Below are 23,017 nucleotides of genomic sequence, written 5' to 3'. Positions count from 1 at the left end.
CCTCATGGGTGTCACGATATGGCTGTCGACTTCCCTGCGGCCTCATTGGCAACCTTGAGTTCGTAGCGCAACTGGGCAACGAGCTCAGAAATACTCCGACTGTTCACCAGCCGATCCGCTGAGATACCCAACACCGTCAATTTTACCGCCCGGGTCTCAGGGTCAGAAATCACTACCGTCATATGGCGACCATCTGGGATCGTGCACACGCAACGATCTGGCAGAAATGCGGACTCAAGAATTCTTCGTAGCTCTAGGGAAGAAAGACTGGTGAATAGCGCCATACCACTCTCCAAATCAATGGTCAGATGGTCATCGAAAGAGGCTGATTCCTAGGTATAGACGCCAAGGCTTGCAAGGTAAATACGTGCTTTAGACCATTTTTGAACTAGGCATTTCATATCGCCACGCCACGCAAGCGATGCCCCCTCTGAACGAATTCCATGCGGGTTGTATCTTGGCCGCGGAAGTCTGCTTTTAGCTTATTCCATTAACCCCCCTGGCGATTTTAGCTATCGAAAGTACGTGGTTCAGAGAGCATCCACTTTCGAATTTTATCCGGACAGTTTCTTAGATCATAAATTTCAAGGCCACTTCGCCAAGCTTAGTCTTCTCTTCATCTAACACTAGAGCGATGTTAGCTCTCTTTATTAAACATAGTGCTTGCTCGCGGCATACCCTTTCGTACCGATGAGGATCAATTTCGGACAGGCTGACGAGTGCCTTCATCATTCGAATATTCACCTCCAAAACGCTGGCGCCGTCCCGGCCTATCGGTGCAAAAAAATCGTCGAAAAGGTCATCCACTTCAAGCCCGCGCAGATGCACCTGCAAACAGTTAGAACCGACCTCCTCGGCCAAGTGGGCTTGATTGGCCCATTGCGTAAAGCACCGGACGCCACGACCGACAATATCAATTGCCGTACCTGGGTCATTCACCGCCGGAGACAATGCCCGAGAAGCGATCTCTGAAAGCACGGAAAGCCCAAATCGAGGGTCATGCTCGAAGGTACGACGCACGCCAATCGTGATAGCAGCCAGGATCCGATCATCGATGGTATTGATATCCCCACCGCGCTCACGGTTTGAAATAACAACCCTGGCTAAAACCATTCCTTGATGCACAAAGGCGCCAGGCAGTACCTCTACATAAATCAGGGCGCCACACTGCTGAGCCACATTTCCAAGCGCTTGAACGTCAATGTGCTGTACGTAGCCAGTTTGGTTACTGTTCACTGCCGGCGTCGAATTTAGTAGCTCGAGCTCTATAGGGTATTGCGACGCACCAAGAAAAGGCCACTTGGCACGACTATTCATAGCTTCGAGTGTGGCCCGCTCAACTCGGTCAATGGTCTCGCCGACACGGCCAAGTTTGGACAAATGATCAATCCAGCTTAGAAGGGTATAAACGATCAAGATTACAACTACGATCGTGACAGTAAATAAAACAGTTCGACCTTGAGCACCGTAGGCCCCGGTGCTCAACGCAATGATCCCAACTAAGCTGAATAAAAACGAGCCTATAAAGGTTGCAAGCGCATTTTGTGTCGTACTGTCTTCCATCACCAGCGTTGTGGCACGCGGTGTCACGCCACTGCTAGCGGCACTGTAGGCAGACACCATCGTAGTCAATGAAAAGGTTGTAACGGCGAGCATGCTGGAAGCAATGATCCCCAAAATTTTATCGACGGCGTCGGCTCCGATCCTAGTTGCTATGGACTCGGGAACGAAGTCCTTGAAAAAAATCGCAGCTAAAGCAGTGGCTATACCCAATAGAGAAAAAAGGCTCGCCCGGAACCATAGCCGCTTTGTCAGTTGTGCCAGGGCCCAGCGCCAGCGAGCAATCATCGTTTGGATACCTTGGTTCAATCTGTAAAACGAAGAGGAGCAGTCAAGTACTGTAAAGAGCCACCCATGGACTGGGCTGGGACAACGAAAGTTTCAGTCCAAAGCCCTGCTCGGGCTCTTTCGAATTCTCGATGCCGCATCCCCCGGCCACAGACCATACAATTAGGGGGCGCTGCCGCATTGCGTACGGGGCAAGTTAAATGCTCGGGTCGCCAGCTTCAGCACCTGATTCTGGGTGTTCAATAGCTGGAGCAGCAAGGCCAACTGCGGTTCGCGCTTCATAAAAACTCGCGCGCCATCAGGCCAAAGGTTGCTGGGGTCCTCGATCTTGTGCTCGATTACTGAAGCACCGTTTTCGGTGAAACTGACATAGCAGTCGCTATCACCATCATCACGTAGATGCATCCACTCGATACCCTCCTGGCTATCCTTACTCTCCGGGCTGTACTGGACACTGAACTCACGGGTATCAACCCCCGCCCGTTCAAGGAGTTCGATGATGTACGGCACGATTGCTTCCATTTTCCGACCAACCGGGCTGGTTTTTTCTTTCATTGCGTAGGACTCCCTTCTCCGAAGAGCAAGCGACTGTTTGCCCTGGAGAAATCCTGCCCCAGGTTTGCCTAGGGGATAACCCGAGTTCGGCCAATTTGAGGTCTCGGCGATTTTGGAGCTGAAACAGCAAAAGCTCTTCGTCACCGATGGCGCTCGTTTACAAAGTGCGGAGTCGCCACTGGCTGTCGTTCGTGATCGGAAATTATCGGCCTATTCCGTGGTTGCACCACCAGTGGCGGCCAGTTTTAAAGGCGCTAGGCGTCCGTTATCGGCCGCCGTACAACTGTCGTCATACCTATGCGACAATATGCTTAATGTCTGGCATGAACCCCGCATTCATATCCCAGCAGCTCGGCCATAGCGTGCAGATGCTGCTCCCTACGTATGCCCGCTGGATCAACTCAAGCTCCGACTGGAGCAAACTGGAAAAGCTGAAAATTGGTATCGAATTGGTATCAGGCTCTCCAGACCACAGCTAAGTTATTGATAGGTAAGCCCTTTGATCTCCACCGCCAACATCACTATGCAGTTCGGCGCCAAGCCGCTGTTCGAGAACGTTTCCGTCAAGTTCGGCAACGGCAACCGCTACGGCCTGATCGGTGCCAACGGCTGTGGCAAGTCGACGTTCATGAAAATCCTCGGCGGCGATCTGGAGCCTTCCGGCGGCCAGGTGATGCTTGAGCCGAACGTGCGCCTGGGCAAGCTGCGCCAGGATCAGTTCGCCTACGAAGAATTCAACGTGATCGACACCGTGATCATGGGCCACGAGGAGCTGTGGAAGGTCAAGGCCGAGCGTGATCGCATCTATTCGCTGCCGGAAATGAGCGAAGAAGACGGCATGGCCGTGGCCGAGCTGGAAACCGAGTTTGCCGAAATGGATGGCTACACCGCCGAGTCCCGTGCCGGCGAGCTGCTGCTGGGTCTGGGCATTCCGCTGGAACAGCACTTCGGCCCGATGAGCGAAGTCGCCCCGGGCTGGAAGCTGCGCGTACTGCTGGCCCAGGCGCTGTTCTCCGATCCGGAAGTGCTGCTGCTCGATGAGCCAACCAACCACCTGGATATCAACACCATCCGCTGGCTGGAAAACATCCTCACGGCGCGTAACAGCACCATGATCATCATTTCCCACGACCGTCACTTCCTCAACTCGGTCTGCACCCACATGGCCGACCTGGACTACGGCGAGCTGCGCCTGTTCCCGGGCAACTACGACGAGTACATGATCGCCGCGACCCAGTCGCGCGAGCAGCTGCTTTCGGACAACGCCAAGAAGAAGGCACAGATTTCCGAGCTGCAAAGCTTCGTCAGCCGCTTCTCGGCCAACGCCTCGAAAGCCAAGCAGGCCACCAGCCGTGCCAAGCAGATCGACAAGATCCAGCTGGCCGAGGTCAAGCCGTCCAGCCGCGTCAGCCCGTTCATCCGCTTCGAGCAGACCAAGAAGCTGCACCGCCAGGCCGTGACCATCGAGAAAGTGTCCAAGGCCTTCGACGACAAGGTGCTGTTCAAGAACTTCAGCTTCGTTGTCGAAGCCGGCGAGCGCGTGGCCATCATCGGCCCCAACGGCATCGGCAAGACCACCCTGCTGCGTACCCTGGTCGGCGAGCTGGCCCCGGATGCCGGTGCGGTGAAATGGACCGAGAGCGCCGAGCTGGGTTACTACGCCCAGGACCACGCCCATGACTTCGAAGACGACGTGACCCTGTTCGACTGGATGGGCCAGTGGACCCAGGGCGAGCAGGCGATTCGCGGCACCCTCGGCCGTATGCTGTTCTCCAATGACGAGATCCAGAAGTCGGTCAAGGTCATCTCCGGTGGTGAACAGGGCCGCATGCTGTTCGGCAAGCTGATCCTGCAAAAGCCCAACGTGCTGGTGATGGACGAACCGACCAACCACCTGGACATGGAATCCATCGAGGCGCTCAACCTGGCGCTGGAGAACTACCCAGGCACGCTGATCTTCGTCAGCCATGACCGCGAGTTTGTCGGCTCCCTGGCCACGCGCATCATCGAGCTGTCGGACAACGGCGTGACCGACTTCAGCGGCACCTACGACGACTACCTGCGCAGCCAGGGCGTGATCGTCTGATCGCCTGACCTGCCATGAAAAAGCCCCGCAATTGCGGGGCTTTTTCATGGGCGTGGATCTCAGGGCCGACCGAGATAATCCATCTTGCCGATCTCCAGGCCGTTGTGACGCAGGATCGCGTAAGCCGTGGTGACGTGGAAGTAGAAGTTGGGCAGCACGAAGTGCAGCAGGTAATCCTGACCGCTGAACTTCAGCTCGGCGCCCGGAAAGCGCAGGACGATTTCGCGCTCGGCACCCGCCTCGATCTGCTCGGCGGAGAACCCCTGGATGAACGCCAGCGTCTTGCGAATGCGCGCCTGCAGTTCAGGGATGCTGGTTTCAGTGTCGGCAAAGCTCGGCACATCGGCACCGGCCAGCCGCGCGGCGCAGCCTTTCACCGCGTCGCTGGCGATCTGGATCTGTCGCACCAGCGGGTGCATGTCCGGCGCCAGGCGCGCGTTGACCAGCACGGCTGGGTCGATCTTCTTCGCCTCGGCGTGGGCCGCAGCCTTGTCGAGGATGGTCGAAAGGTTGCCGAACATGCGCACGAAAACCGGGATGGAAGCCTGGTACAGGGAAAGCGACATCGACGTGATTCCTGTTGAGAAAGAGGCGGTACGACTCTGCTAGGGTAGCCGCCGACCAGCCTGGGAGATGGAGCCTGATGACCAACGAACAGATCGCGGCGTTTTGCCTGAGCCTGCCCGGCACCCGCGAAGACCTTAAATGGGGCAGCAACCGGGTGTTCTCAATAGCCGGCAACAAAATGTTCGCCATCCTCGACTTCATGGGCGCGCGATTGGCGTTCAAGGTCGAGCCGGAGCTGTTCCTCGGCTATGTCGACCGGCCGGGCATTCACCCCGCGCCCTATCTGGCCCGTGCGCACTGGATCAGCATGACGCCGCCCTTCCCGCTCGGTGAGACCGAAATGCGCGAATGCCTGCAGCGCTCTCATCAACTGGTGGTACAGCGCCTGCCGAAGATTCGCCAGGTTGGCCTGCTGCTCGATCAATAGGGCAACAGATGGCCGAGGAAGCGCCCGGCCAGCAGCAACTGATCGACCCAGAACGCCTGGTGCAGCAGGACGATCAGCCAGAACACAGCCTGGAACGACACTTTGCGCGTCTTGTGGCGGAACACCTGTTGCGCCAGCAGCGCGCCCGGCCAGCCGCCGAGCAGTTCGGTGATGTGCAGGGTGTTTTCCGGGGTGCGCCAGCGACCGCTCTGGGCGCTGTTCTTGTCCGCCCAGTACTGCAGGAAGCTGACCGCGCTGAGCAGCGGATACGCCAGCAGCAGCCAGGGCATCTGCAACACCATCAGAGCATGCAGCGAACCGGCGAACGGCAAGGCACAGAGACCGACGAAGATCACCAGCTTGAGCGGCAAAGACTGGATCGACGGGCCGGGCTGGCGCCGCGCAGGCTTGTGCGGTGCCGAACGCGCCGCACTCGGCACGGCCTTGCGCGGTTCGCTAGCCCGCGGCTTGCGGCGAATCGCCGGACGATCCAGGCTCAGCCCTTCGCTGCGCATGTGCTCGGCGCGCAGGCGGCCCTGCCCATCCTTGCCAGCCAGATAGAGCACGGTCTGGCCGACCTCCGGGCGCTGGTCGCCGCGCATCGCCGAGATGTGCACGAACACGTCGCCACCGCCCTGCTCCGGGCGGATGAAGCCGAAGCCCTTGTCGTCGTTCCAGCTGCGCAACGTGCCGCGTAGTTCCATGTCGGTCGGTTCCGCTCGATCAGCCCTGGGCTGTGCTCCAGTCGATCAGATTGAACTGCCAGGTAGCCAGGATCAGCAGGCCGAAGACGATGCGATACCAGGCAAACACCGCGTAGCTGTGGTTGGCGATGAACTTGAGCAGCGCACGCACCGCGATCATGGCGAAGATGAACGACACGATAAAACCGATGGCGAACACCGGCAGGTCGCCGGGCTGGAACAGGTCACGGTACTTGTAGCCCGAGTACACCGCCGCACCGACCATGGTCGGCATCGCCAGGTAGAAGGAGAATTCGGTGGCCGCGCGGCGCGACAGGCCGAACAGCAGGCCGCCGATGATCGTCGAGGCCGAGCGCGAGGTGCCGGGAATCATCGCCAGGCACTGCGCACAACCGATCTTCAGGGCTTCCTTCCAGGTCATGTCGTCGACCTCTTCCACCGTCACCTCATGCGGGCGCTGCTCGGCCCAGAGGATGATCACCCCGCCAACCACCAGCGCCGTGGCCACGGTGATCGGGTTGAACAGGTAATGATGGATCTGATCGGCGAAAGCGACGCCGAGAATCACCGCAGGGATGAAGGCGATCAGCAGGTTGAGGGTGAAACGCTGTGCGGCAGCCTGTTTGGGTACGTTGAATACCACTTCGAGGATCTTGCGCCGGAATTCCCAGACCACCGCGAGAATGGCGCCCAGCTGGATGATGATGTTGAATGCCATCGCCCGGTCTCCGCCGAAACCGATTAGGTCCGCGACGATGATCTGGTGGCCGGTACTGGAAATCGGCAGGAACTCGGTCAACCCTTCCACGATGCCCAGAATCAGTGCCTGGACAGCTGCCCACATATCCATAAAAAACCTCTCGTAGCAGGGTTCAAAACGCGCAAAACCAGCGCATGCTAGCAGAAGCCATCGCCCTCGCCGACCGCGCTACAGACGGGCGCAAAGCATCTAGACTGGCTAGCAGTGAAAGCACAACGCCATTACAACAATAAAATTCGGAGATTCCGAGCATGAACAGTCTGCGCAGCTTGCCGATAAATCGTCGTCTCTGGCTGATTTTGCTGTGTTCCATCCTCATGCTGCTGGCCCTCGCCGGGCTCATGCTCAAGCAGATCCATAACGACCTGTACGCCGCCAAGTCGCTGAAGACGCAACACGTGGTGGAAAGCGCGGCGAGCATCCTGCGCCATTTCCACAGCCTGGAAAGCGCCGGCAGCCTGAGCCGCGAAGACGCGCAGAAACAGGCCATGCAGATCGTCCGCGACTTGCGCTACGACCGCGACGACTACTTCTGGATCAACGACCTGACGCCGGTGATGGTCATGCACCCGACCAACCCCAAGCTCGAAGGGCAGAACCTGTCGGGTATCAAGGATCCGGACGGCAAGTTCCTGTTCAACGAAATGGTGACCATCGCCAAGAAGGACGGCGCCGGCCTGGTCGACTACCGCTGGCCGAAGCCGGGCGCTGCCGAGCCGCTGCCGAAGGTGTCCTATGTCGAGCTGTTCGAGCCCTGGGGCTGGATCATCGGCTCGGGCATCTACATCGAAGACATGCAGGCCGAGTTCCGCACCCAGGCCATGCGCGCCGCCGGCATCCTGCTGCTGATTTCCCTGGCCCTGGCCGTGCTGATCATCCTCATCGCCCGCAGCATCTCCCGCCCGCTGGATGAGGCGGTCAACGCCATGGCCAACATCGCCAGCGGTGAAGCGGATCTCACCCGCAGCCTGGACAGCGCCGGCCAGGACGAGCTGACCGCCCTTGCCCGCCATTTCAACGGCTTCACCGACAAGCTGCGCAGCGTCATCGGCCAGTCCCTGCAGGTCGCCGGCACGCTGGACCAGTCCTCGGCCTCGCTGGGGCGCATCGCCAGCGCCGGGCAACAGCACAGCCAGCAGCAGTCGCAGCAGATGGAGCTGGTCGCCACGGCGATCAACGAAGTGTCCTACGCCGTGCAGGACGTGGCGAAGAACGCCGAGCACGCCTCCAACGAAGTGCGCCAGGCCGAGGAACAAGCGCTGCAGGGCCAGCAGAACATCGACGCCAGCCTGCGCCAGATCGGCCAGCTGTCCGGCACCATCGACCAGGCCGTGGAGGTGATTCGCACCCTGGCCGAGGAGAGCACGCAGATCGGCAGTGTGCTGGAGGTGATCCGCGCCATCGCCGAGCAGACCAACCTGCTCGCCCTCAACGCCGCCATCGAAGCCGCCCGCGCCGGTGAACAGGGCCGCGGCTTCGCCGTGGTCGCCGACGAGGTGCGCCTGCTGGCCCAACGCACCCAGCAATCCACCGCAGAAATCCACGGCATGATCGAACGCCTGCAGGGTAATTCCGAGGCGGCGGTCAAGGTCATCAACGCCAGCAGCGTGGCCTCGCAGCAGACCGTCGAGCAGGCGCGCCAGGCCGGCGAGAGCCTGAATCAGATCACCAGTTCGCTGCGCAACCTCACCGGCCTCAACGCCTCCATCGCCAGCGCCACGCTGCAGCAGTCGCACGTGGTCGACGACATCAACCAGAACGTCACCCAGGCCGCCTCGCTGGCTCATGAAAACGCCCTGGCCGCCGATCAATCCAGTGAGGCCAGCCAGCAGCTGGGGCAGCTGGCCGGGCAACTGAATCGTCTACTGGGTCAATTCCGGGTGTGAGAACCGCATGAGCAGCATGGAACATCAGGAAGTCGACCTCAGTCGCCCGCAGAACCAGGACCTGATCTGGGACCTGGACAGCATCGCCCGGCGCGAACTCGCCGAGCGCTTCATCAAGTTGTTCGAGAACCGTCTGTGCGTGTACTCCGAGTCGACGCGCCAGCTCTATACCAACTATGACCTGCACTTCCCCAGCGACCTGGGGCGCAAGATGGTGGTGCTGCCCAACCCCTACGCCTTCCACGACACCCTGCACGGCATCGAGGTGTTCGCTGTGCGCCAGACCGGCCTGTGCGTGCTGCCGGGTGTGGTCCTGGGCAAGCCCGGTCTACTGCTGACCACGCAGATGAAGAACGGCGGCCCCGCGCCGAAGACCATGCCGTTCAAGGCCGCGCTGGCGCAGATCATCAGTAATCAGAAGAAGATCGGCGACGTGTTCCTGCCGATCCTGATGAAGGGTGACCTGCGCGAGTTCGACCAGCAGACGCCCTACCTGCACCTGCACCGTTTGCAGGTGCAGAAGCTCGAGCGTCTATCGACCTTTGAGCGCGACGATATCCAGCAGACCATCACGCGCAAGCTGATGACCCTGTACCGCCAGGCCGACAGCCTCGGCTGCTGAGGTTCACAGCAACTGGTGCTTGTGCAGCAGGCGATAGAAGGTCGGCCGGGAGATGCCCAGGGTCTTCGCCGCCAGACTCAGATTGCTGCTGTGCCGGGCCAGGGCATCGCAGAGCGCCTGGTATTCGGCGCGCCGCTTGTAGTCCTCCAGGGTGGCGCCCGGACCTGCATCGAAGCCGCCGTGCAGGCCGAGGTCGCTCGCCTCCACCTGCGCGGCACTGCCCATTGCCAACGCCCGCCGCACACGCATCGCCAGCTCGCGCACATTGCCCGGCCAGTCGTGCTGGAGCATGGCACTCAGGGCCGATTCGCTGAACGCACGGCTGGCGCCCAGTGGGCTGCTGTACAGCTGAGCGAAGTGTTCGGCAAGCAGCACGATGTCGCCCTGGCGCTGCCGTAAGGGCAGCAATTGCACCGTCTCGCACACCTCTCGCAGGTGCGCCAACGAATCCGTCGAGGTGGTGGTCGCCAGTACACGCACATTGACCCTGCCGGCGGCCTTGAGCACCTGGTCGAAGGTGGCCGGCGCCAATCGCTCGGCCTGCTGCAGGCAGAGGCTGCCGCCGCGCAGCCCTTCGCAGGGGTTTTCCGCCAGGTGCTCAGGCGTCAGTGCACGCAGTGCGGCCGTCCCGCGCGTGCGCTGATGCAGCAGTTTCACCAGAAAACCCTTGCCCGCACCGATTTCCCCTTCGATCAACAGCGGTCGCAGGCTGCCGGACAGCGTATCGAGGCGCTTGCGCAGGTCGCGAATGCTCTTGCTGTGACCGAGCAGCTGCGCACCGGCGCTGCTGACCTGGCTGCGCGCCGCCTGGCAGGCGGCAGTCAGGCTGAGTTGCAGCGCCTGCGGGTCGAGCGGCTGCAGCAGGCGCTGGAAGTACCAGGCATCGGCAAATCCGCTCGCCTCGAAAAGCGGCGGTGCGCCGCCTGCCTGCACCAGTGCCAGCCACTGGTTGGCGCTACTGCGCATACGCTGTGGCAGCTGCAGCAGCTCGGCGCTGGCCTCCTTGCCGACACAGACCAGGGCAACGTCCACGCGGTAATCGCCGGCATCGGCCAGGTCGCAGCTGTCGACCTGCCAGCCGCTCGCGCGCAGACGCGGTATCAGGTGCTGGCATTCCGCGCAGGGGGCGATGAACAACAGGTGACCGGGTGAAGCGGAGACTGCTTCCAACATGCTCCATCCTTGGCGCCAATATTTTGTAAAATCAATAAAAACAACGAGTTGGCGCTAACAGCTGTAACCGTAGCAATAACCTGACGCCCGCTAGGATCATTTCTCTATAGCCGTTCCAGCGAATCGGAATATGTAGCGGTTTTGCCCGCGCGTTTCGCGGCCCGTAAAGAATCCGCTGCCCCACTTGCCATTGCCCCAGCGCCTTGGCATAAACCACCGCATACCTATAAATCACCACACGGATGTTAATGTCATATGCGGATCCTGCGCCGTGCTTTGCTCCTGGTCGTATTGCTGGCACTGATCGCGCTCGGCGTGGTGCTCTACTACATCGCCAATCCCAACCTCCCTACGTTCACCCGGCCCACCCAGCTGCACTACCTGCAGCAATGGGACGAGCAGTCCCGGCAGACCTACTACTACACCCCGCAGGGCACCCAGGTGAAAGGCCTGCGCTACGACTGGTTCACCGCCCTGGAGCTGCCGTTCTCACGAGACAAGTTCGCCGCGCCGGATCACTTGGCGCGTTTCGGTTTCCTCACCGATCCTCAACAACACGCCAGCACGCAGAACCCCGGCAACCTCCCGGTCGGTTTTGCCCGCCATGAGGACGCCAAGAGCGGCGCAGCATTTCTCGATATCAGCTGCGCCGCCTGCCACACCGGCGAGCTGCGTTACCAGGGCCAGGCCGTGCGCATCGACGGTGGCGCGGCCCTGCATTCGCTGGCGTCCACGGTACCGACGCTCAAGGGCGGCAGCTTCGGCCAGGCGCTCGGCATGAGCATGGCCCTCACCTACTACAACCCGATCAAGTTCACGCGTTTCGCCAAGGCGGTACTGGACGACAACTACGAGCGTGACCGCGCGCAGCTGCGCGACGACTTCAAAACGGTGCTCGACCGCCTGCTCGGCACCGCCTTCAACGACTGGCACCGCGGCCTCTACCCCACCGAGGAAGGTTTCGGCCGCACCGACGCCTTCGGCCGCATCGCCAACAGCGTGTTCGGCGATGCCATCGACGCCAGCAACTACCGTGTGGCCAATGCGCCGGTGAGTTATCCGCAATTGTGGGATATCTGGAAATTCGACTGGGTACAGTGGAATGGCTCGGCCATGCAGCCGATGGCGCGCAACATCGGCGAGGCCCTTGGCGTCGGCGCCACGTTGCAGCTGTTCGACGAACACGGCGCGACCCTGCCGGCCGCCGAGCGTTACCCGTCCAGCGTGCGCCTGCACGACCTGTACGTGCTGGAAGAAACCCTGAAAAAGCTGCAGCCACCCACCTGGCCCGAAGACGTCTTCGGCAAGGTCGACATCGCCCTGGCCAGCCAGGGCCGCGCACTGTTCAGCGAAAACTGCGCCTACTGCCACGCACCGGATCCGAAACCGCGTGACGAACGCCTGGCTCCGACGCGCGATCCCGAGTGGCGCATGCGCATCGTGCCGACCCGCCTCGTCGGCACCGACCCGACCACTGCCAACAACATCGCCGACCACCGCTTCGATATCCGCAAGCTGGGCTGGAGCAAGGCCGAGCTGGCCAAGCTCGATGTCACCCTGTTCGGCAGCGACCTGGACGAGGTGGACTTCGCCAGTATCTCCAGCGCCAAGGGCCTGGCCTACGTCACCGCCTTCGTCGAAGACCGGGCCTACCGCGATGCCGGCATCCAGCCGGATGAACGCGCACGCATGGACGGCTACGGCCTGGCCATCGGCGTGCAGGAAAAACGCGGCTACAAGGCGCGCCCGCTCAACGGCATCTGGGCCACGCCGCCATTCCTGCACAACGGCTCAATCCCCAACCTGTTCCAGTTGCTCTCACCGGTTTCCGAGCGCGATACGCAGTTCTGGGTCGGCAACTTCGAGTACGACCCGAAGCACGCCGGCTTCGTCAGCGACAAGTTCGACGGCGGCTTCCTGTTCAATACCTCGGTGACCGGCAACAGCAACCGTGGCCATGAGTTTCGCGAGGGCTGCCGCCAGGACGGCGTGATCGGCCGCGCCCTGGCGCCGGAAGAGCGCTGGGCGCTGATCGAATACCTCAAGGTGATGGGCAATCCCGCCCTGGAAAAACAGCTGCAAGCGGTCGAGGCCAAGGCCTGGGCGCCTGGCCCGAACTGCCAGGGCTGACTCCTACAACAACTCGAACAAGGATTCGTCCCATGCTCAAACGTTTCTGGCTGTGGCTTGGCCGTCTTCTCGGCAAGGTGCTGGGGTTTCTTCTGGTCGTCGGTCTGCTTGGCTGGGGCATTGGCGAGGCGTACTACGCCTGGAAGTTCTCCGGCCCGGTTGCCGCCGAGGAAAGCATCCCCGCCGATGAGGCCGCGCTGACCCAGGGCATCATCGAAGACGCCATTCGTATTGTCGAACAACACCGCGATAACACCCGAGTGATGCGCGATGCCCACGCCAAGGCGCACGGCTGCGTGAAGGCCGAAGTCAGCGTGCTGGGCGATCTCGACGCGGATCTGCGCCAGGGCGTGTTCAGCGAACCGGGCAAGACCTGGCAGGCCTGGATGCGCCTGTCCAACGGCAACGCCTACCCGCAGTTCGACCGCGCTCGAGATGCCCGTGGCATGGCGATCAAGCTGCTCGACGTGCCCGGCGACAAACTGCTCAGCACACCGACCGGCGCGGGTGACCAGGACTTCGTCATGTTCAACCACCCGGTGTTCTTCGTTCGTGATGTCGCCGAGTACAAGCAGAACTTCGCCGCCCAGGCCAGCGGGCAGAAGGTCCTGGCCTTCTTCCCCAGCTGGGACCCGCGGCGCTGGGAAATCCGCCATCTGGTGACGGCGCTGAGGACCCTCGCTCCGGCGCCGGAAAGCCCGGTGGCCACCACCTACAGCTCGGTGGCGCCGTTCAAGTTCGGCCGGCACAACATCAAGTACCGGGTGATCCCCGACCCGCAGAGCTGCCCGCCCTACGAGCTGCCGCAGCAGAACCAGGCGTTGCCGAACTTCCTGCGCAGTGCGTTGTACCAGCAGCTGTCGCTGGATCGCACGCCGGCCTGCTTCGCCCTGCAGGTGCAGCGGCAGAACCCGGACTACTACATGCCCATCGAGGACACCAGCGTGGAGTGGAACGAGGAGATCGCGCCATTCGAGACGGTCGCCAGCATCAAGGTGCCGGCACAGGATTTCGATAGCCGTGAGCAGAACCTGTTCTGCGACAACCTGTCCTTCAACCCCTGGCATGCCCTGCCCGCGCACCGCCCCATCGGCGGTATAAACCGCCTGCGCAAGGCGGTGTACGAGGCGGTCAGCGTCTACCGGCACCAGCGCAACGGCGTGCCCCAGGGCAGCAACTAGCGGGTTCAGTGAGAACTGGCGATGACGCGGCGCGGGCCGATCCACAGCCAGTTGAACAGGCCGAGCAGCGGAAACAACACCAGCAGTGCCGTCCACAGCACCTTCTGCCCTGGCCGGCTGGCGCTGCCGAATACGTTGAACAGCGCCCACAGCGTGAGCAGCAGGTAGATCGCCGCCGGCACGCCGTAGAACAGCCAGTCGGGCAGGCTCATTACGCTGGATGCAGGCATGACGGACCTCCGCAGGTATTTCCTGTTAGGGCCTGGCCGCCAGCCAAGGTTCAACCCGCCCGCTTGCGTCTGCCGCGGCACTTTGGTTAATCTGCGAATAATTCTTATCTACAGTCAGCACCCCCTTGCTGACCGATGCAGTCGCCATGTCCGCAGACGCGCCGCCGTTCCAGCAAGCCATCCATGACCTGTACAGCGACCACCACGGCTGGCTGTTCGGCTGGCTGCGAAAAAAACTCGGCTGCTCGCACAACGCCGCGGATCTGGCGCAGGACACCTTCATGCGCATCCTCGCCTCGCGTGATGCGCTGGCCGGCATGCGTGAGCCACGCGCCTACCTGACCACCACCGCCCGCCGCCTGCTCATCGACCGCGGGCGCCGTCAGCAGATCGAGGATGCCTACCTGCGTGAACTGGCGCTGACCGCCGATGCGCTGTCCGCCGCCGGTTTCCAGTCGCCGGAGCAGATCCTCACCACGCTCGAAGCGCTGGAGCAGATCGCTTTCGTCCTCGACGGCCTGAGCGAGAAGGCCCATCAGGTCTTCCTCGCCTACTTCCTCGATGGCTGCAGCCAGGCCGAAATTGCTCAGCAGCAGGGCATTTCCGAGCGCATGGTGCGCAAATATCTGACCCAGTCCCTGCTGCACTGCAACCACGCGCTGGATATCTGAGATGAGCAGCAGCGCAGACATCAACGAACAGGCGGCCGACTGGCTGCTGCGCCTGCATGAAGGCAGCCTCGAGGCAGATGAACTGGCGCGCTTCGACGCCTGGAAGCACGCCGATAGCCAACACACTGCCGCCCTCGAGCGCATGCAGAACTTCGTCGCGCAGATGCAGGCACTGCGCCTGCAGAAAGCCCCGGTTCGCGCTGCATTGAGCGTCGGGCGCCGACGCACGCCACGTGGCAAACGCAGCATCAGCGCCCTTTTGCTGGTAATTGCCCTGGCCCTGCCTCTCGGGTTGCTGGTACGCAGCCAGGCTGCGGTCTATTGGCTGGCGGACCTGCGCACCGCCCCGGCGCAGTGGCAAACCCGCACGCTGGCCGATCAATCGCAGATCAGCCTTGCCGGCAACAGCGCGGTGGACCTGCACTTCGACGACCAGCAGCGGCGCGTCGAACTGCTGCGCGGCGAGATCCTCGTCGACGTCGCCCACGACGCTCAGCGCCCGTTCATCGTCGCCACCGAACAGGGTGAGATCCGTGCGCTGGGCACGCGCTTCCTGGTCAAGCGCGAGGATGGCAGCACCCTGCTGACCATGCTCGAGTCACGAGTCGCGGCACATGGCGTGCGCTCCAGCGCGACGACCGAAGTGGCGGCAGGCGAGCAGGCCCGCATTTCGCCGGACCAGGTGCAGACGCTTGGTACGGTGGACACCGCCAGCGTTGCCGATGCCTGGCAGCAGCGCCAGTTGGTGGTGCAGGACCAGCCGCTGACCGCCGTGCTCGATGAACTGGCGCAGCAACGCGCTGGCTACGTGCACTTCGACCGCGCGGCCCTTGCCGAACTGCGCGTGTCGGCTGTGTTGCCGCTGGATGACAGCGACCGTGCGTTGCAGCTGATCGCCGATGCGCTGCCGGTCGATGTGCAGCGCATCACCCCCTGGCTGGTGCGAGTCAGCCGGCGCTGAGGCACCGCACAAAATGATTGTTGATCGCTCCCACGTCGAGGTGTCGAACCGTCCGCGTTGATCGTTCCCACGTCGAGGCGTCAAATATTGATCGTTCCCACGCTCCGCGTGGGAATGCGCTTACAGACGCTCTGCGTCTGCGGGACGCAGAGCGTCCCCGGATCTGCTCCCACGCTGGAGCATGGGCGCCAGCAACTAATTTCGAATCTGTGGTTCCGCTTTGGCAACGCTGCCCGTCAAGGAAGAAGCCAATACGACAACAGGAACTGTCCCCGCCATGCACATGAAGTCTCCGCGCCCTGCCCTGGCGCCCATCGCCCTCGCCGTTCACCTGGCCTGCACCGCCGCGCTCGGGGTTGCCGTACCCGGCCTGGCCCTGGCCGAGAACAACGCCGCCAGCAGCCAGCACTACAGCATCGCTGCCGGCCCGCTGGGCGCGAGCCTGAACCGTTTCGCCCAGCAGTCGGGCGTGGCGATCATCTTCGAAGCCCAGGGTCTCGCCGGTAAAAGCAGCACCGGACTGAACGGCAGCTACACGGTGGCAGAGGGTTTCGCCGTGCTGCTGCGTGGCAGCGGCTTTACCGCCCAGCAGAGCGGTAATGGCTATGTCCTGCTGCCGGTGGCCAAGGATGCCAGCGCAGTGGAACTCGGCCCCACCGCCGTCACTGGTAGCGGCCTGGGCAGCACCACCGAAGGTACCGGCTCCTACACCACGGCGGCGACCGCGACCGCTACCAAGCTGCCGCTGTCGATTCGCGAAACCCCGCAGTCGGTCAGCGTGATCACCAGCCAGCGCATTCGCGACCAGCACATGAACAGCCTCGAAGACGTACTGGCCCAGGCGCCGGGCGTCCTCTACAAGAAAAAGAGCACCTCCTCCGACGAGGAAGTCGGCATCTTCTCCCGCGGCATGAAGATCGAGACGTTCCAGGTCGATGGCATCCCGACCATCTTCGAGCCGTCGATGAGCAACCAGTCCAACGACATGGCGGTCTACGACCGGGTCGAGATCGTGCGCGGCTCCACCGGCCTGCTCAGCGGTACAGGCAACCCGTCGGCCACCATCAACATGGTGCGCAAGCGCCCGACCCGCGAATTCCAGGCCTCGATCCAGGGCACCGCGGGCTCGTGGGACAACTACCGCACCGAGTTCGACGTGTCCGGCCCGCTGACCGAAACCGGCAATGTGCGCGGCCGCCTGGTCGGCGCATACCAGACCGCCAACTCGTTCATCGATCGTCTCAGCACCGAGCGCCAGGTCGCCTACGGGGTGATCGAGGCCGACCTGACCGAGCGCGACACCGTCAGCCTCGGCATCGACTACCAAGTGCGCAACTGCGATGCCTGCGCCTACTTCGGCTTCCCGGCCTTCTATAGCAACGGTGAGCGCACCGACTTCAAGCGCTCCTTCAACTCGGCGGCGGACTGGAGCTATGCCGACCGTCAACGCACCTCGATCTTCGCCACCTACGAACACCGCTTCGACAACGACTGGCTGGCCAAGGTGGCCTACACCAACATGCGCGACGACAACGATGTCGAATACGGCTGGTTCAGCAGCTACGGCTACCCCGACCAGCAGACCGGCGCAGGCACCAACCTGTTCATGGCCAAGTGGCCGAGCAAGCCCGAGCAGAATTCAATCGATGCCTACGCCACCGGCCCGTTCAGCCTGTTCGGTCGCGAGCACGAACTGGTGGTCGGCGTCAGCGCCAGCAAATACCGCAGCAACACCGGCGCCTACCCGCTGTGGTACGACTACAGCGGCAGCAGCTGGGACCCGGCGATTCCCAACGTTCACGACTGGCATGGCGACATCGAGAAGCCGCCGCTGGACCGTTTGGGCGATATCGAATACGCCCAGCGCCAGTACGCCGGCTACACCTCTGCCCGCTTCAAGCCGACCGACGACCTGTCGCTGATCCTCGGCGCGCGCGCCAGCTACTACAAGGTCGAGCAGTCGCAGCTCTACTACGGCGACCCGACTGACTATGCGCCGGGTGACGGCAAGAAGCAGGAGAATGGCGAATTCACGCCATACGCCGGTCTGGTCTACGACCTCGACCAGCACCACTCGGTCTACGCCAGCTACACCAGCATCTTCAAACCGCAGTCGAGCAAGACCCCGGAGGGTGCCTTCCTCGACCCGACCGAAGGCGACAGCTATGAAGTCGGCGCCAAGGGCGAGTACTACGACGGCCGCCTCAACATCACCGGCGCACTGTTCGAGTCCAAGGTCAGCAACTACCCGGTCGGCACCGGTTTCTACTTCGACAATGGCGAGGAAGCGGTACAGGCCGCCGACCTCAAGGTGCGCGGCGTCGAGCTGGAAGTGGCCGGCGAACTGCTGCCGGGCTGGCAGGTGCAGGCCGGTTACAGCCACGTGAACACCTATTACCCGCAGGGTGTGGACGTCAACGTCGGTTTCCCGCGCAACAGCGTGAAGCTGTTCAGCACCTACAACCTGCAGGGCGAGCTGAACCGCCTGACCCTGGGCGGTGGTGTGCGCTGGGAAAGCGCAACCAGCTACGGCAACAGCGAGGTCATCCCCGGCACCACGCTGGAAGCGACGCAAGGCAGCTACGCCCTCGTCGACCTGCTGGCGCGCTACCGCTTCGACGAGCACTTCACCGGCACGGTCAACGTCAACAACCTGTTCGACAAGGCGTACTACGCCAGTACCAGCGTCTACAGCGACCTGTATGGCGAACCGCGCAGCCTGAGTGCGACCCTGCGCTGGGAGTACTGAGGGCGCAGGGTGGATGGCCTCTCAGCGATCCACCCTGCGGAGTTATCTGCCAGCGCCACGCACTGTGGCGAACGGCTCGAATCAGAAACGCGTCAGGTCGATCACCGCGAAGCTGGCCACGGTGTCATGCCCGGCCAGCACACCGCCCTCGCGAGCCAGGCCCACGGTCTGCAGGCCAGCCTGCTGCGCGGCGTCCAGCTCTTCGACGATGTCCGACAGAAACAGGATGTCCTGCGCCGGCACACCGATGGCCTCGGTGATGGTGCGGTAGGACTGCACCTCGCGCTTGGGGCCACTGGTGGTATCGAAGTAGCCGGAGAACAGCGCTGACAGGTCGCCCGCCTGCGAACAACCGAAGATCAGCTGCTGCGCCTGGATCGAACCGGATGAATAGACGTACAGCGCGTAGCCCTCGTCCTTCCAGCGCTTCAAGGCCTCCACGGCATCCGGGTAGACATGCCCCTTGAGCTGGCCAGCCCGGTAGCCCTGCGCCCAGACCATGCCCTGCAGCGCCTTCAGCGGCGTGGCCTTGCGGTCCTCGGCGATCCAGCCCAGCAGGATTTCGATCACCCGCTCCACGTCGGCGTCGGCCTCGCTACTCTGCGCGCGTACCGCCGCCAGCTGTTGCGCGACCTCGGGCTGCTCGGCGTGGTCACGGACGAACTGCGGCAGGTGCTCGGCGGCATAGGGAAACAGCACGTCGAAGACGAAGCTCACCGCGCTGGTGGTGCCTTCGATATCGGTGAGGATGGCGTTGATCGGCATAGAGACTCCAGGTATTCACATCCCCTCTTTCTTCGGGAGAGGGCTGAGGCGACCGGCGTACCGGTGAGGGAGACAGCCCTCATCCGCCCCTATGGGACACCTTCTCCCGGTGGGAGAAGGATTGAACATTCAGTCTTCGAGGCGCGGGAAGCGCCCGGCGATATCGTCACCGGTGAAGTTGGCCACCCAGCCCTCGGGGTTGTTGAACAGGCGAATGGCCACGAAGTGCGGAAACTCGCCCATGTCGAACCAGTGGCGGATGCCGGCCGGTACCGAGATCAGGTCGTTCTTCTCGCACAGCACCGCATACACGTAGTCGTCGATGTGCAGGGTGAACAGCCCCCGGCCGGCGACGAAGAAACGCACTTCGTCCTCGGCGTGGCGGTGTTCGTCGAGGAACTTGGCGCGTAGCTCGTCCTTTTGCGGATGGCTCTTGTCCAAGCTGACCACGTCGACGGTGACGTAGCCGCGCTCGTTCATCAGCGTGTCGATCTGCGGGCGGTAGGCGGCGATCACCTCCTCCGCGCTGGCGCCGGGCTGGATCGGCGCAGCGGCCTGCCAGCGCTCGAAGCGCACGCCGACCTCGGCCAGGGTCGAGGCAATGTCCTCGACATGGGTCAGCATCTTGTTCGGTACGTCCGGGCTGGACTGGTGGTAGACGGTCAGGCTGCTCATCGGCGGCGTCCTCGCGGTTGGGTCGCTCAGCTCGTGCTGTAGCTGGATTCTTATGGATTGATTGGTGGCAGTCGGATTGCTGGGCGCTCCACCTCAGCGTTGCAACGCACGCACCTTCAGTTCGCACTCGAAAAGAAACTCGAAGGCCTCGATCTGGCGCAGGGCGTCGCTCATCTGCGCGCCCCAGGTGTACAGGCCATGGCCGCGAATCAGGTAGCCGACACAATCGGGGTGGGTATCCAGCCAGGGTTGGATGCGTGCAGCCAGGCGGGCGATATCCTGGTCATTGTCGAAGATCGGCACCTCGACCTGCGACTCGTGGCTGCTGATACCCGTGAAGGCTTTCTGCAGCTCGTAGTCGGCGAACACCAGCGAATCGCTCAGGCTCAGGCGCGAGAGCACCGTGGCGTTCACCGAATGGGTGTGCAGCACCGCGCCAATCTCGGGTTTCCAGCGGTACAGCTGGGTGTGCAGCAGGGTTTCCGCCGAGGGCTTCTTGCCTGGCTCCAGGCTGTGTCCATCGAGATCAGTGGCCAACACGTCGTCCAGTTCGAGCTGGCCCTTGTGCTTGCCGGACACGGTAAGCAGCGCCTGGTCGGCGCCCAGGCGCAGCGAATAGTTGCTGCTGGTGGCGGGCGACCAGCCGCGGTCGTAGAGAAAACGGCCGGCGTCGACGATCTGCCGGGCCAGATGTTCGCGGTTCATGGCCGCTCCTGTTGCGGTTGGGGTTGCGCGTGGGTGGCCATGATAACGGCTGCGGCGAATGCTGCCAGGCTGGCCAGGGCAAAAGTCCATTCCGGGCCCAGCGTCTTCCAGCTGTAGCCGGCATACAGCGCACCCAGCGCGCCGCCGACACCGGCAAGCGAGGCGTACAGCGCCTGGCCCTGGCCCTGCTGCTGGGCGCCGAAACTACGCTGGACGAAATGGATCGCCGCGGCGTGGAAGCTGCCGAAGGTCGCCGCATGCAGCACCTGGGCGAACAGCAGCACGCCCAGGTGCTCGGCCTGAAAGCCCAGCAGCAACCAGCGCACGGCAGCAATGAGAAAGCTGGCCACCAGCACCTGGCGCAGGCTGAAACGCTGCAGCAGGCGCACCATGACCAGGAACACCAGCACCTCGGCGACCACGCCCAGGGCCCAGAGCATGCCGATCACGCCGCGCGCATAGCCGAGGTTTTCCAGGTGAATGCTGAGAAAGGTGTAGTACGGCCCGTGGGACAGCTGCATCAGCCCGACACAACCATAAAACGCCAGCACCCCCGGTTGGCAAAGCTGGGCGAGAAAACCGCCGGCCTGCTGCGGCCGGGCACTCACCAGCGGCTGCGCATCCGGCACCCAGAAGCTGCTCAGGGCGATACCGGCGATGATCACGATCAGCGCCCAGGGGTATGCGGCCAGGCTGAACAACTCGAACAGCTTGCCCAGGCCGACCACCGCGAGGATGAAGCCGATCGAGCCCCACAGGCGGATCTGCGCGTAGCGCGCCGACTGCTCGCGCAGGTGCGCCAGGGTGATCACCTCGAACTGCGGCAGCACCGCGTGCCAGAAGAACGCGTGCAGCGCCATCACCAGCGCCAGCCAGGCATAACTCTGGCTGACGAAGATCAGGCTGAGGCTGAGCAAGGTGCAGATGGCGCCGATACGCACGATCAGCAGGCGCCGACCCGTGTAGTCGCCGAGCCAGCCCCACAGGCTCGGCGCCAGGCAGCGCATGAGCATGGGTATGGCCACCAGCTCGCCGATGCGTGCCGGCGAAAAACCCAGGTGGGCGAAGTACAGGCCGAGAAACGGCGCCGTAGCGCCGAGCAGAGCGAAGTAGAACAGGTAGAAGCCGGACAGCCGCCAATAAGGGAACGTGGCGTTCATTGGCGGCCCAACATCCATGGCGGCATGACGAACGACCGCCTGGCGATCAGAGCTGACCGAGCACCGGCGTGGCGACCCGCACTCCGGCATTCTGCCCGCGATGACGCAGCAGATGGTCGAGCAGCACGATGGCCATCATCGCCTCGGCGATCGGCGTGGCGCGGATGCCCACGCACGGGTCGTGGCGGCCCTTGGTGATCAGCTCGACCGGGTTGCCGTCGACATCGATCGAGCGCCCCGGCGTGGTGATGCTGGAGGTCGGCTTGAGCGCCAGGTGAGCCACGATCGGCTGGCCCGAGGAAATACCACCGAGAATGCCGCCAGCGTTGTTGGACAGGAAGCCTTCCGGTGTCAGCTCGTCGCGGTGCTCGGTGCCGCGCTGGGCGACGCTGGCGAAACCGGCACCGATCTCCACGCCCTTGACCGCGTTGATGCTCATCAGCGCATGGGCCAGATCGGCGTCCAGGCGGTCGAAGATCGGCTCGCCGAGGCCCGGCATCACGCCCTCGGCGACCACGGTGATCTTCGCGCCAACCGAGTCCTGGTCACGACGCAACTGGTCCATGTAGGCCTCCAGCTCCGGCACCTTGTCCGGGTCGGGGCTGAAGAAGGCGTTCTGCTCGACGCTGTCCCAGGTCTTGAACGGAATCTCGATGGGCCCAAGCTGGCTCATGTAGCCACGCACCTGGATACCGAGGCCGGCCAGCACCTTCTTGGCGATGGCGCCGGCGGCGACGCGCATGGCGGTCTCGCGCGCCGAGCTGCGGCCGCCGCCGCGGTAGTCGCGGATGCCGTACTTGTGGTGGTAGGTGTAGTCGGCGTGGGCCGGGCGGAACAGATCCTTGATCGCCGAGTAGTCCTTGGACTTCTGGTCGGTGTTGCGGATCAGCAGGCCGATGGCGCAACCGGTGGTCTTGCCTTCGAACACGCCGGAGAGGATTTCGACTTTGTCGGCTTCCTGGCGCTGAGTGGTGTGGCGGCTGGTGCCCGGTTTGCGGCGGTCGAGGTCGCGCTGCAGGTCGTCCAGGGACAGTTCGATGCCTGGCGGGCACCCGTCAACGATGGCGACCAGCGCCGGGCCGTGGCTTTCGCCAGCAGTGGTGACGGTGAACAGCTTGCCGTAGGTATTGCCGGACATGCAGGGCGCTCCGCGAATCAGCCT

The 23,017-nt window shown here is 62.8% G+C and carries 22 protein-coding genes and 1 pseudogene; 10 read left to right on the top strand and 13 right to left on the bottom strand.

What is annotated here, in order from left to right; all coding sequences use genetic code 11:
- Nucleotides 1–11 precede the first annotated feature (11 nt).
- The 3 genes from IB229_RS13625 to IB229_RS13615 all read right to left on the bottom strand — a co-directional run bounded on the left by IB229_RS13625 (nucleotide 12) and on the right by IB229_RS13615 (nucleotide 2,403).
- Nucleotides 12–284, bottom strand: a complete 273-nt coding sequence (locus tag IB229_RS13625; protein WP_192329807.1) for a DUF1652 domain-containing protein — start codon at nucleotides 282–284, stop codon at nucleotides 12–14.
- A 286-nt stretch (nucleotides 285–570) separates the two neighbouring features.
- Nucleotides 571–1,848 carry a DUF2254 domain-containing protein gene (locus tag IB229_RS13620; RefSeq protein WP_192329805.1) on the bottom strand — a complete coding sequence of 426 codons (1,278 nt, stop codon included), beginning with the start codon at nucleotides 1,846–1,848 and terminating at the stop codon, nucleotides 571–573.
- Between the two features lie 162 nt (nucleotides 1,849–2,010).
- The gene (locus IB229_RS13615) at nucleotides 2,011–2,403 is read right to left on the bottom strand and encodes a hypothetical protein (RefSeq protein ID WP_192329803.1); all 393 of its coding nucleotides are present in this window, start codon (nucleotides 2,401–2,403) and stop codon (nucleotides 2,011–2,013) included.
- 221 nt (nucleotides 2,404–2,624) lie between these two features.
- Here IB229_RS13615 and IB229_RS21925 point away from each other — a divergent pair.
- Nucleotides 2,625–2,882 (top strand): annotated as a pseudogene (locus IB229_RS21925) (site-specific integrase); the annotation flags it as partial.
- 20 nt (nucleotides 2,883–2,902) lie between these two features.
- A complete protein-coding gene (locus tag IB229_RS13610; RefSeq protein WP_192329801.1) occupies nucleotides 2,903–4,489 on the top strand; it encodes an ABC-F family ATPase in 1,587 nt (528 codons plus the stop codon).
- A gap of 59 nt (nucleotides 4,490–4,548) precedes the next feature.
- Here IB229_RS13610 and IB229_RS13605 read toward each other — a convergent pair whose 3' ends face one another.
- Nucleotides 4,549–5,055 carry a DUF1993 family protein gene (locus IB229_RS13605; RefSeq protein ID WP_192329799.1) on the bottom strand — a complete coding sequence of 169 codons (507 nt, stop codon included), beginning with the start codon at nucleotides 5,053–5,055 and terminating at the stop codon, nucleotides 4,549–4,551.
- A 77-nt stretch (nucleotides 5,056–5,132) separates the two neighbouring features.
- On the opposite strand from IB229_RS13605, the gene IB229_RS13600 reads away from it, so the two are divergent.
- Nucleotides 5,133–5,483 (top strand): MmcQ/YjbR family DNA-binding protein, encoded by a 351-nt coding sequence (locus IB229_RS13600; protein WP_192329797.1) that lies wholly within the window; start codon nucleotides 5,133–5,135, stop codon nucleotides 5,481–5,483.
- Here the strand turns inward: IB229_RS13600 and IB229_RS13595 are convergent.
- On the bottom strand, nucleotides 5,477–6,187 hold the full coding sequence (locus IB229_RS13595) for a DUF1294 domain-containing protein (RefSeq protein ID WP_192329795.1): 711 nt from the start codon (nucleotides 6,185–6,187) through the stop codon (nucleotides 5,477–5,479). The two genes, IB229_RS13600 and IB229_RS13595, sit on opposite strands and share 7 nt — an antisense overlap.
- Before the next feature lie 19 nt (nucleotides 6,188–6,206).
- Complete coding sequence (locus tag IB229_RS13590; RefSeq protein ID WP_192329793.1) at nucleotides 6,207–7,037, bottom strand: undecaprenyl-diphosphate phosphatase; 831 nt, start codon at nucleotides 7,035–7,037, stop codon at nucleotides 6,207–6,209.
- Nucleotides 7,038–7,198: 161 nt separating this feature from the next.
- Here IB229_RS13590 and IB229_RS13585 point away from each other — a divergent pair, with 161 nt between their 5' ends.
- Both IB229_RS13585 and IB229_RS13580 read left to right on the top strand, forming a co-directional pair.
- Nucleotides 7,199–8,833, top strand: a complete 1,635-nt coding sequence (locus IB229_RS13585) for a methyl-accepting chemotaxis protein (RefSeq protein WP_192329791.1) — start codon at nucleotides 7,199–7,201, stop codon at nucleotides 8,831–8,833.
- A gap of 7 nt (nucleotides 8,834–8,840) precedes the next feature.
- A complete protein-coding gene (locus tag IB229_RS13580) occupies nucleotides 8,841–9,455 on the top strand; it encodes a hypothetical protein (protein WP_192329789.1) in 615 nt (204 codons plus the stop codon).
- Nucleotides 9,456–9,458: 3 nt separating this feature from the next.
- On the opposite strand, the gene IB229_RS21920 is transcribed toward IB229_RS13580, so the two are convergent.
- Nucleotides 9,459–10,628: a helix-turn-helix domain-containing protein gene (locus tag IB229_RS21920; RefSeq protein ID WP_225579150.1), complete on the bottom strand. Its 1,170-nt coding sequence runs from the start codon at nucleotides 10,626–10,628 to the stop codon at nucleotides 9,459–9,461.
- Nucleotides 10,629–10,883: 255 nt separating this feature from the next.
- Between IB229_RS21920 and IB229_RS13570 the strand changes: the two genes are divergently transcribed.
- Together IB229_RS13570 and IB229_RS13565 are read left to right on the top strand one after the other, a co-directional pair.
- Nucleotides 10,884–12,758, top strand: a complete 1,875-nt coding sequence (locus IB229_RS13570; protein ID WP_192329787.1) for a di-heme-cytochrome C peroxidase — start codon at nucleotides 10,884–10,886, stop codon at nucleotides 12,756–12,758.
- Between the two features lie 32 nt (nucleotides 12,759–12,790).
- Entirely contained in the window at nucleotides 12,791–13,939 is a 1,149-nt protein-coding gene (locus IB229_RS13565; protein ID WP_192329785.1) for a catalase family protein, read from the top strand.
- Between the two features lie 5 nt (nucleotides 13,940–13,944).
- Here IB229_RS13565 and IB229_RS13560 read toward each other — a convergent pair whose 3' ends face one another.
- Nucleotides 13,945–14,169: a PLDc N-terminal domain-containing protein gene (locus IB229_RS13560; RefSeq protein WP_225579149.1), complete on the bottom strand. Its 225-nt coding sequence runs from the start codon at nucleotides 14,167–14,169 to the stop codon at nucleotides 13,945–13,947.
- Between the two features lie 146 nt (nucleotides 14,170–14,315).
- Here IB229_RS13560 and IB229_RS13555 point away from each other — a divergent pair, with 146 nt between their 5' ends.
- The 3 genes from IB229_RS13555 (at nucleotide 14,316) to IB229_RS13545 (ending at nucleotide 18,550) form a co-directional block, all read left to right on the top strand.
- On the top strand, nucleotides 14,316–14,840 hold the full coding sequence (locus tag IB229_RS13555) for a sigma-70 family RNA polymerase sigma factor (RefSeq protein ID WP_192329783.1): 525 nt from the start codon (nucleotides 14,316–14,318) through the stop codon (nucleotides 14,838–14,840).
- A 1-nt stretch (nucleotide 14,841) separates the two neighbouring features.
- On the top strand, nucleotides 14,842–15,801 hold the full coding sequence (locus IB229_RS13550; protein WP_192329781.1) for a FecR family protein: 960 nt from the start codon (nucleotides 14,842–14,844) through the stop codon (nucleotides 15,799–15,801).
- 277 nt (nucleotides 15,802–16,078) lie between these two features.
- Nucleotides 16,079–18,550: a TonB-dependent siderophore receptor gene (locus IB229_RS13545; RefSeq protein ID WP_192329779.1), complete on the top strand. Its 2,472-nt coding sequence runs from the start codon at nucleotides 16,079–16,081 to the stop codon at nucleotides 18,548–18,550.
- Between the two features lie 81 nt (nucleotides 18,551–18,631).
- On the opposite strand, the gene mtnC is transcribed toward IB229_RS13545, so the two are convergent.
- The 5 genes from mtnC to aroC all read right to left on the bottom strand — a co-directional run bounded on the left by mtnC (nucleotide 18,632) and on the right by aroC (nucleotide 22,993).
- Nucleotides 18,632–19,315: an acireductone synthase gene (gene mtnC, locus IB229_RS13540; protein ID WP_192329777.1), complete on the bottom strand. Its 684-nt coding sequence runs from the start codon at nucleotides 19,313–19,315 to the stop codon at nucleotides 18,632–18,634.
- A gap of 129 nt (nucleotides 19,316–19,444) precedes the next feature.
- Complete coding sequence (locus IB229_RS13535; RefSeq protein ID WP_192329775.1) at nucleotides 19,445–19,990, bottom strand: 1,2-dihydroxy-3-keto-5-methylthiopentene dioxygenase; 546 nt, start codon at nucleotides 19,988–19,990, stop codon at nucleotides 19,445–19,447.
- Nucleotides 19,991–20,083: 93 nt separating this feature from the next.
- The gene (locus IB229_RS13530) at nucleotides 20,084–20,695 is read right to left on the bottom strand and encodes a methylthioribulose 1-phosphate dehydratase (protein WP_192329773.1); all 612 of its coding nucleotides are present in this window, start codon (nucleotides 20,693–20,695) and stop codon (nucleotides 20,084–20,086) included.
- Nucleotides 20,692–21,855, bottom strand: coding sequence for an MFS transporter (locus tag IB229_RS13525; protein ID WP_192329771.1), 1,164 nt, complete (start codon nucleotides 21,853–21,855; stop codon nucleotides 20,692–20,694). The genes IB229_RS13530 and IB229_RS13525 overlap by 4 nt, the downstream gene beginning before the upstream one ends.
- A gap of 46 nt (nucleotides 21,856–21,901) precedes the next feature.
- Nucleotides 21,902–22,993 (bottom strand): chorismate synthase, encoded by a 1,092-nt coding sequence (gene aroC, locus IB229_RS13520; protein ID WP_192329769.1) that lies wholly within the window; start codon nucleotides 22,991–22,993, stop codon nucleotides 21,902–21,904.
- Nucleotides 22,994–23,017: the final 24 nt, after the last annotated feature.

Origin of the sequence: Pseudomonas sp. PDM14, from assembly GCF_014851905.1 — a bacterium.
In the GTDB taxonomy this organism is placed as follows: Bacteria; Pseudomonadota; Gammaproteobacteria; order Pseudomonadales; family Pseudomonadaceae; genus Aquipseudomonas.
This window is presented reverse-complemented; position numbering and strand designations above follow the sequence as displayed.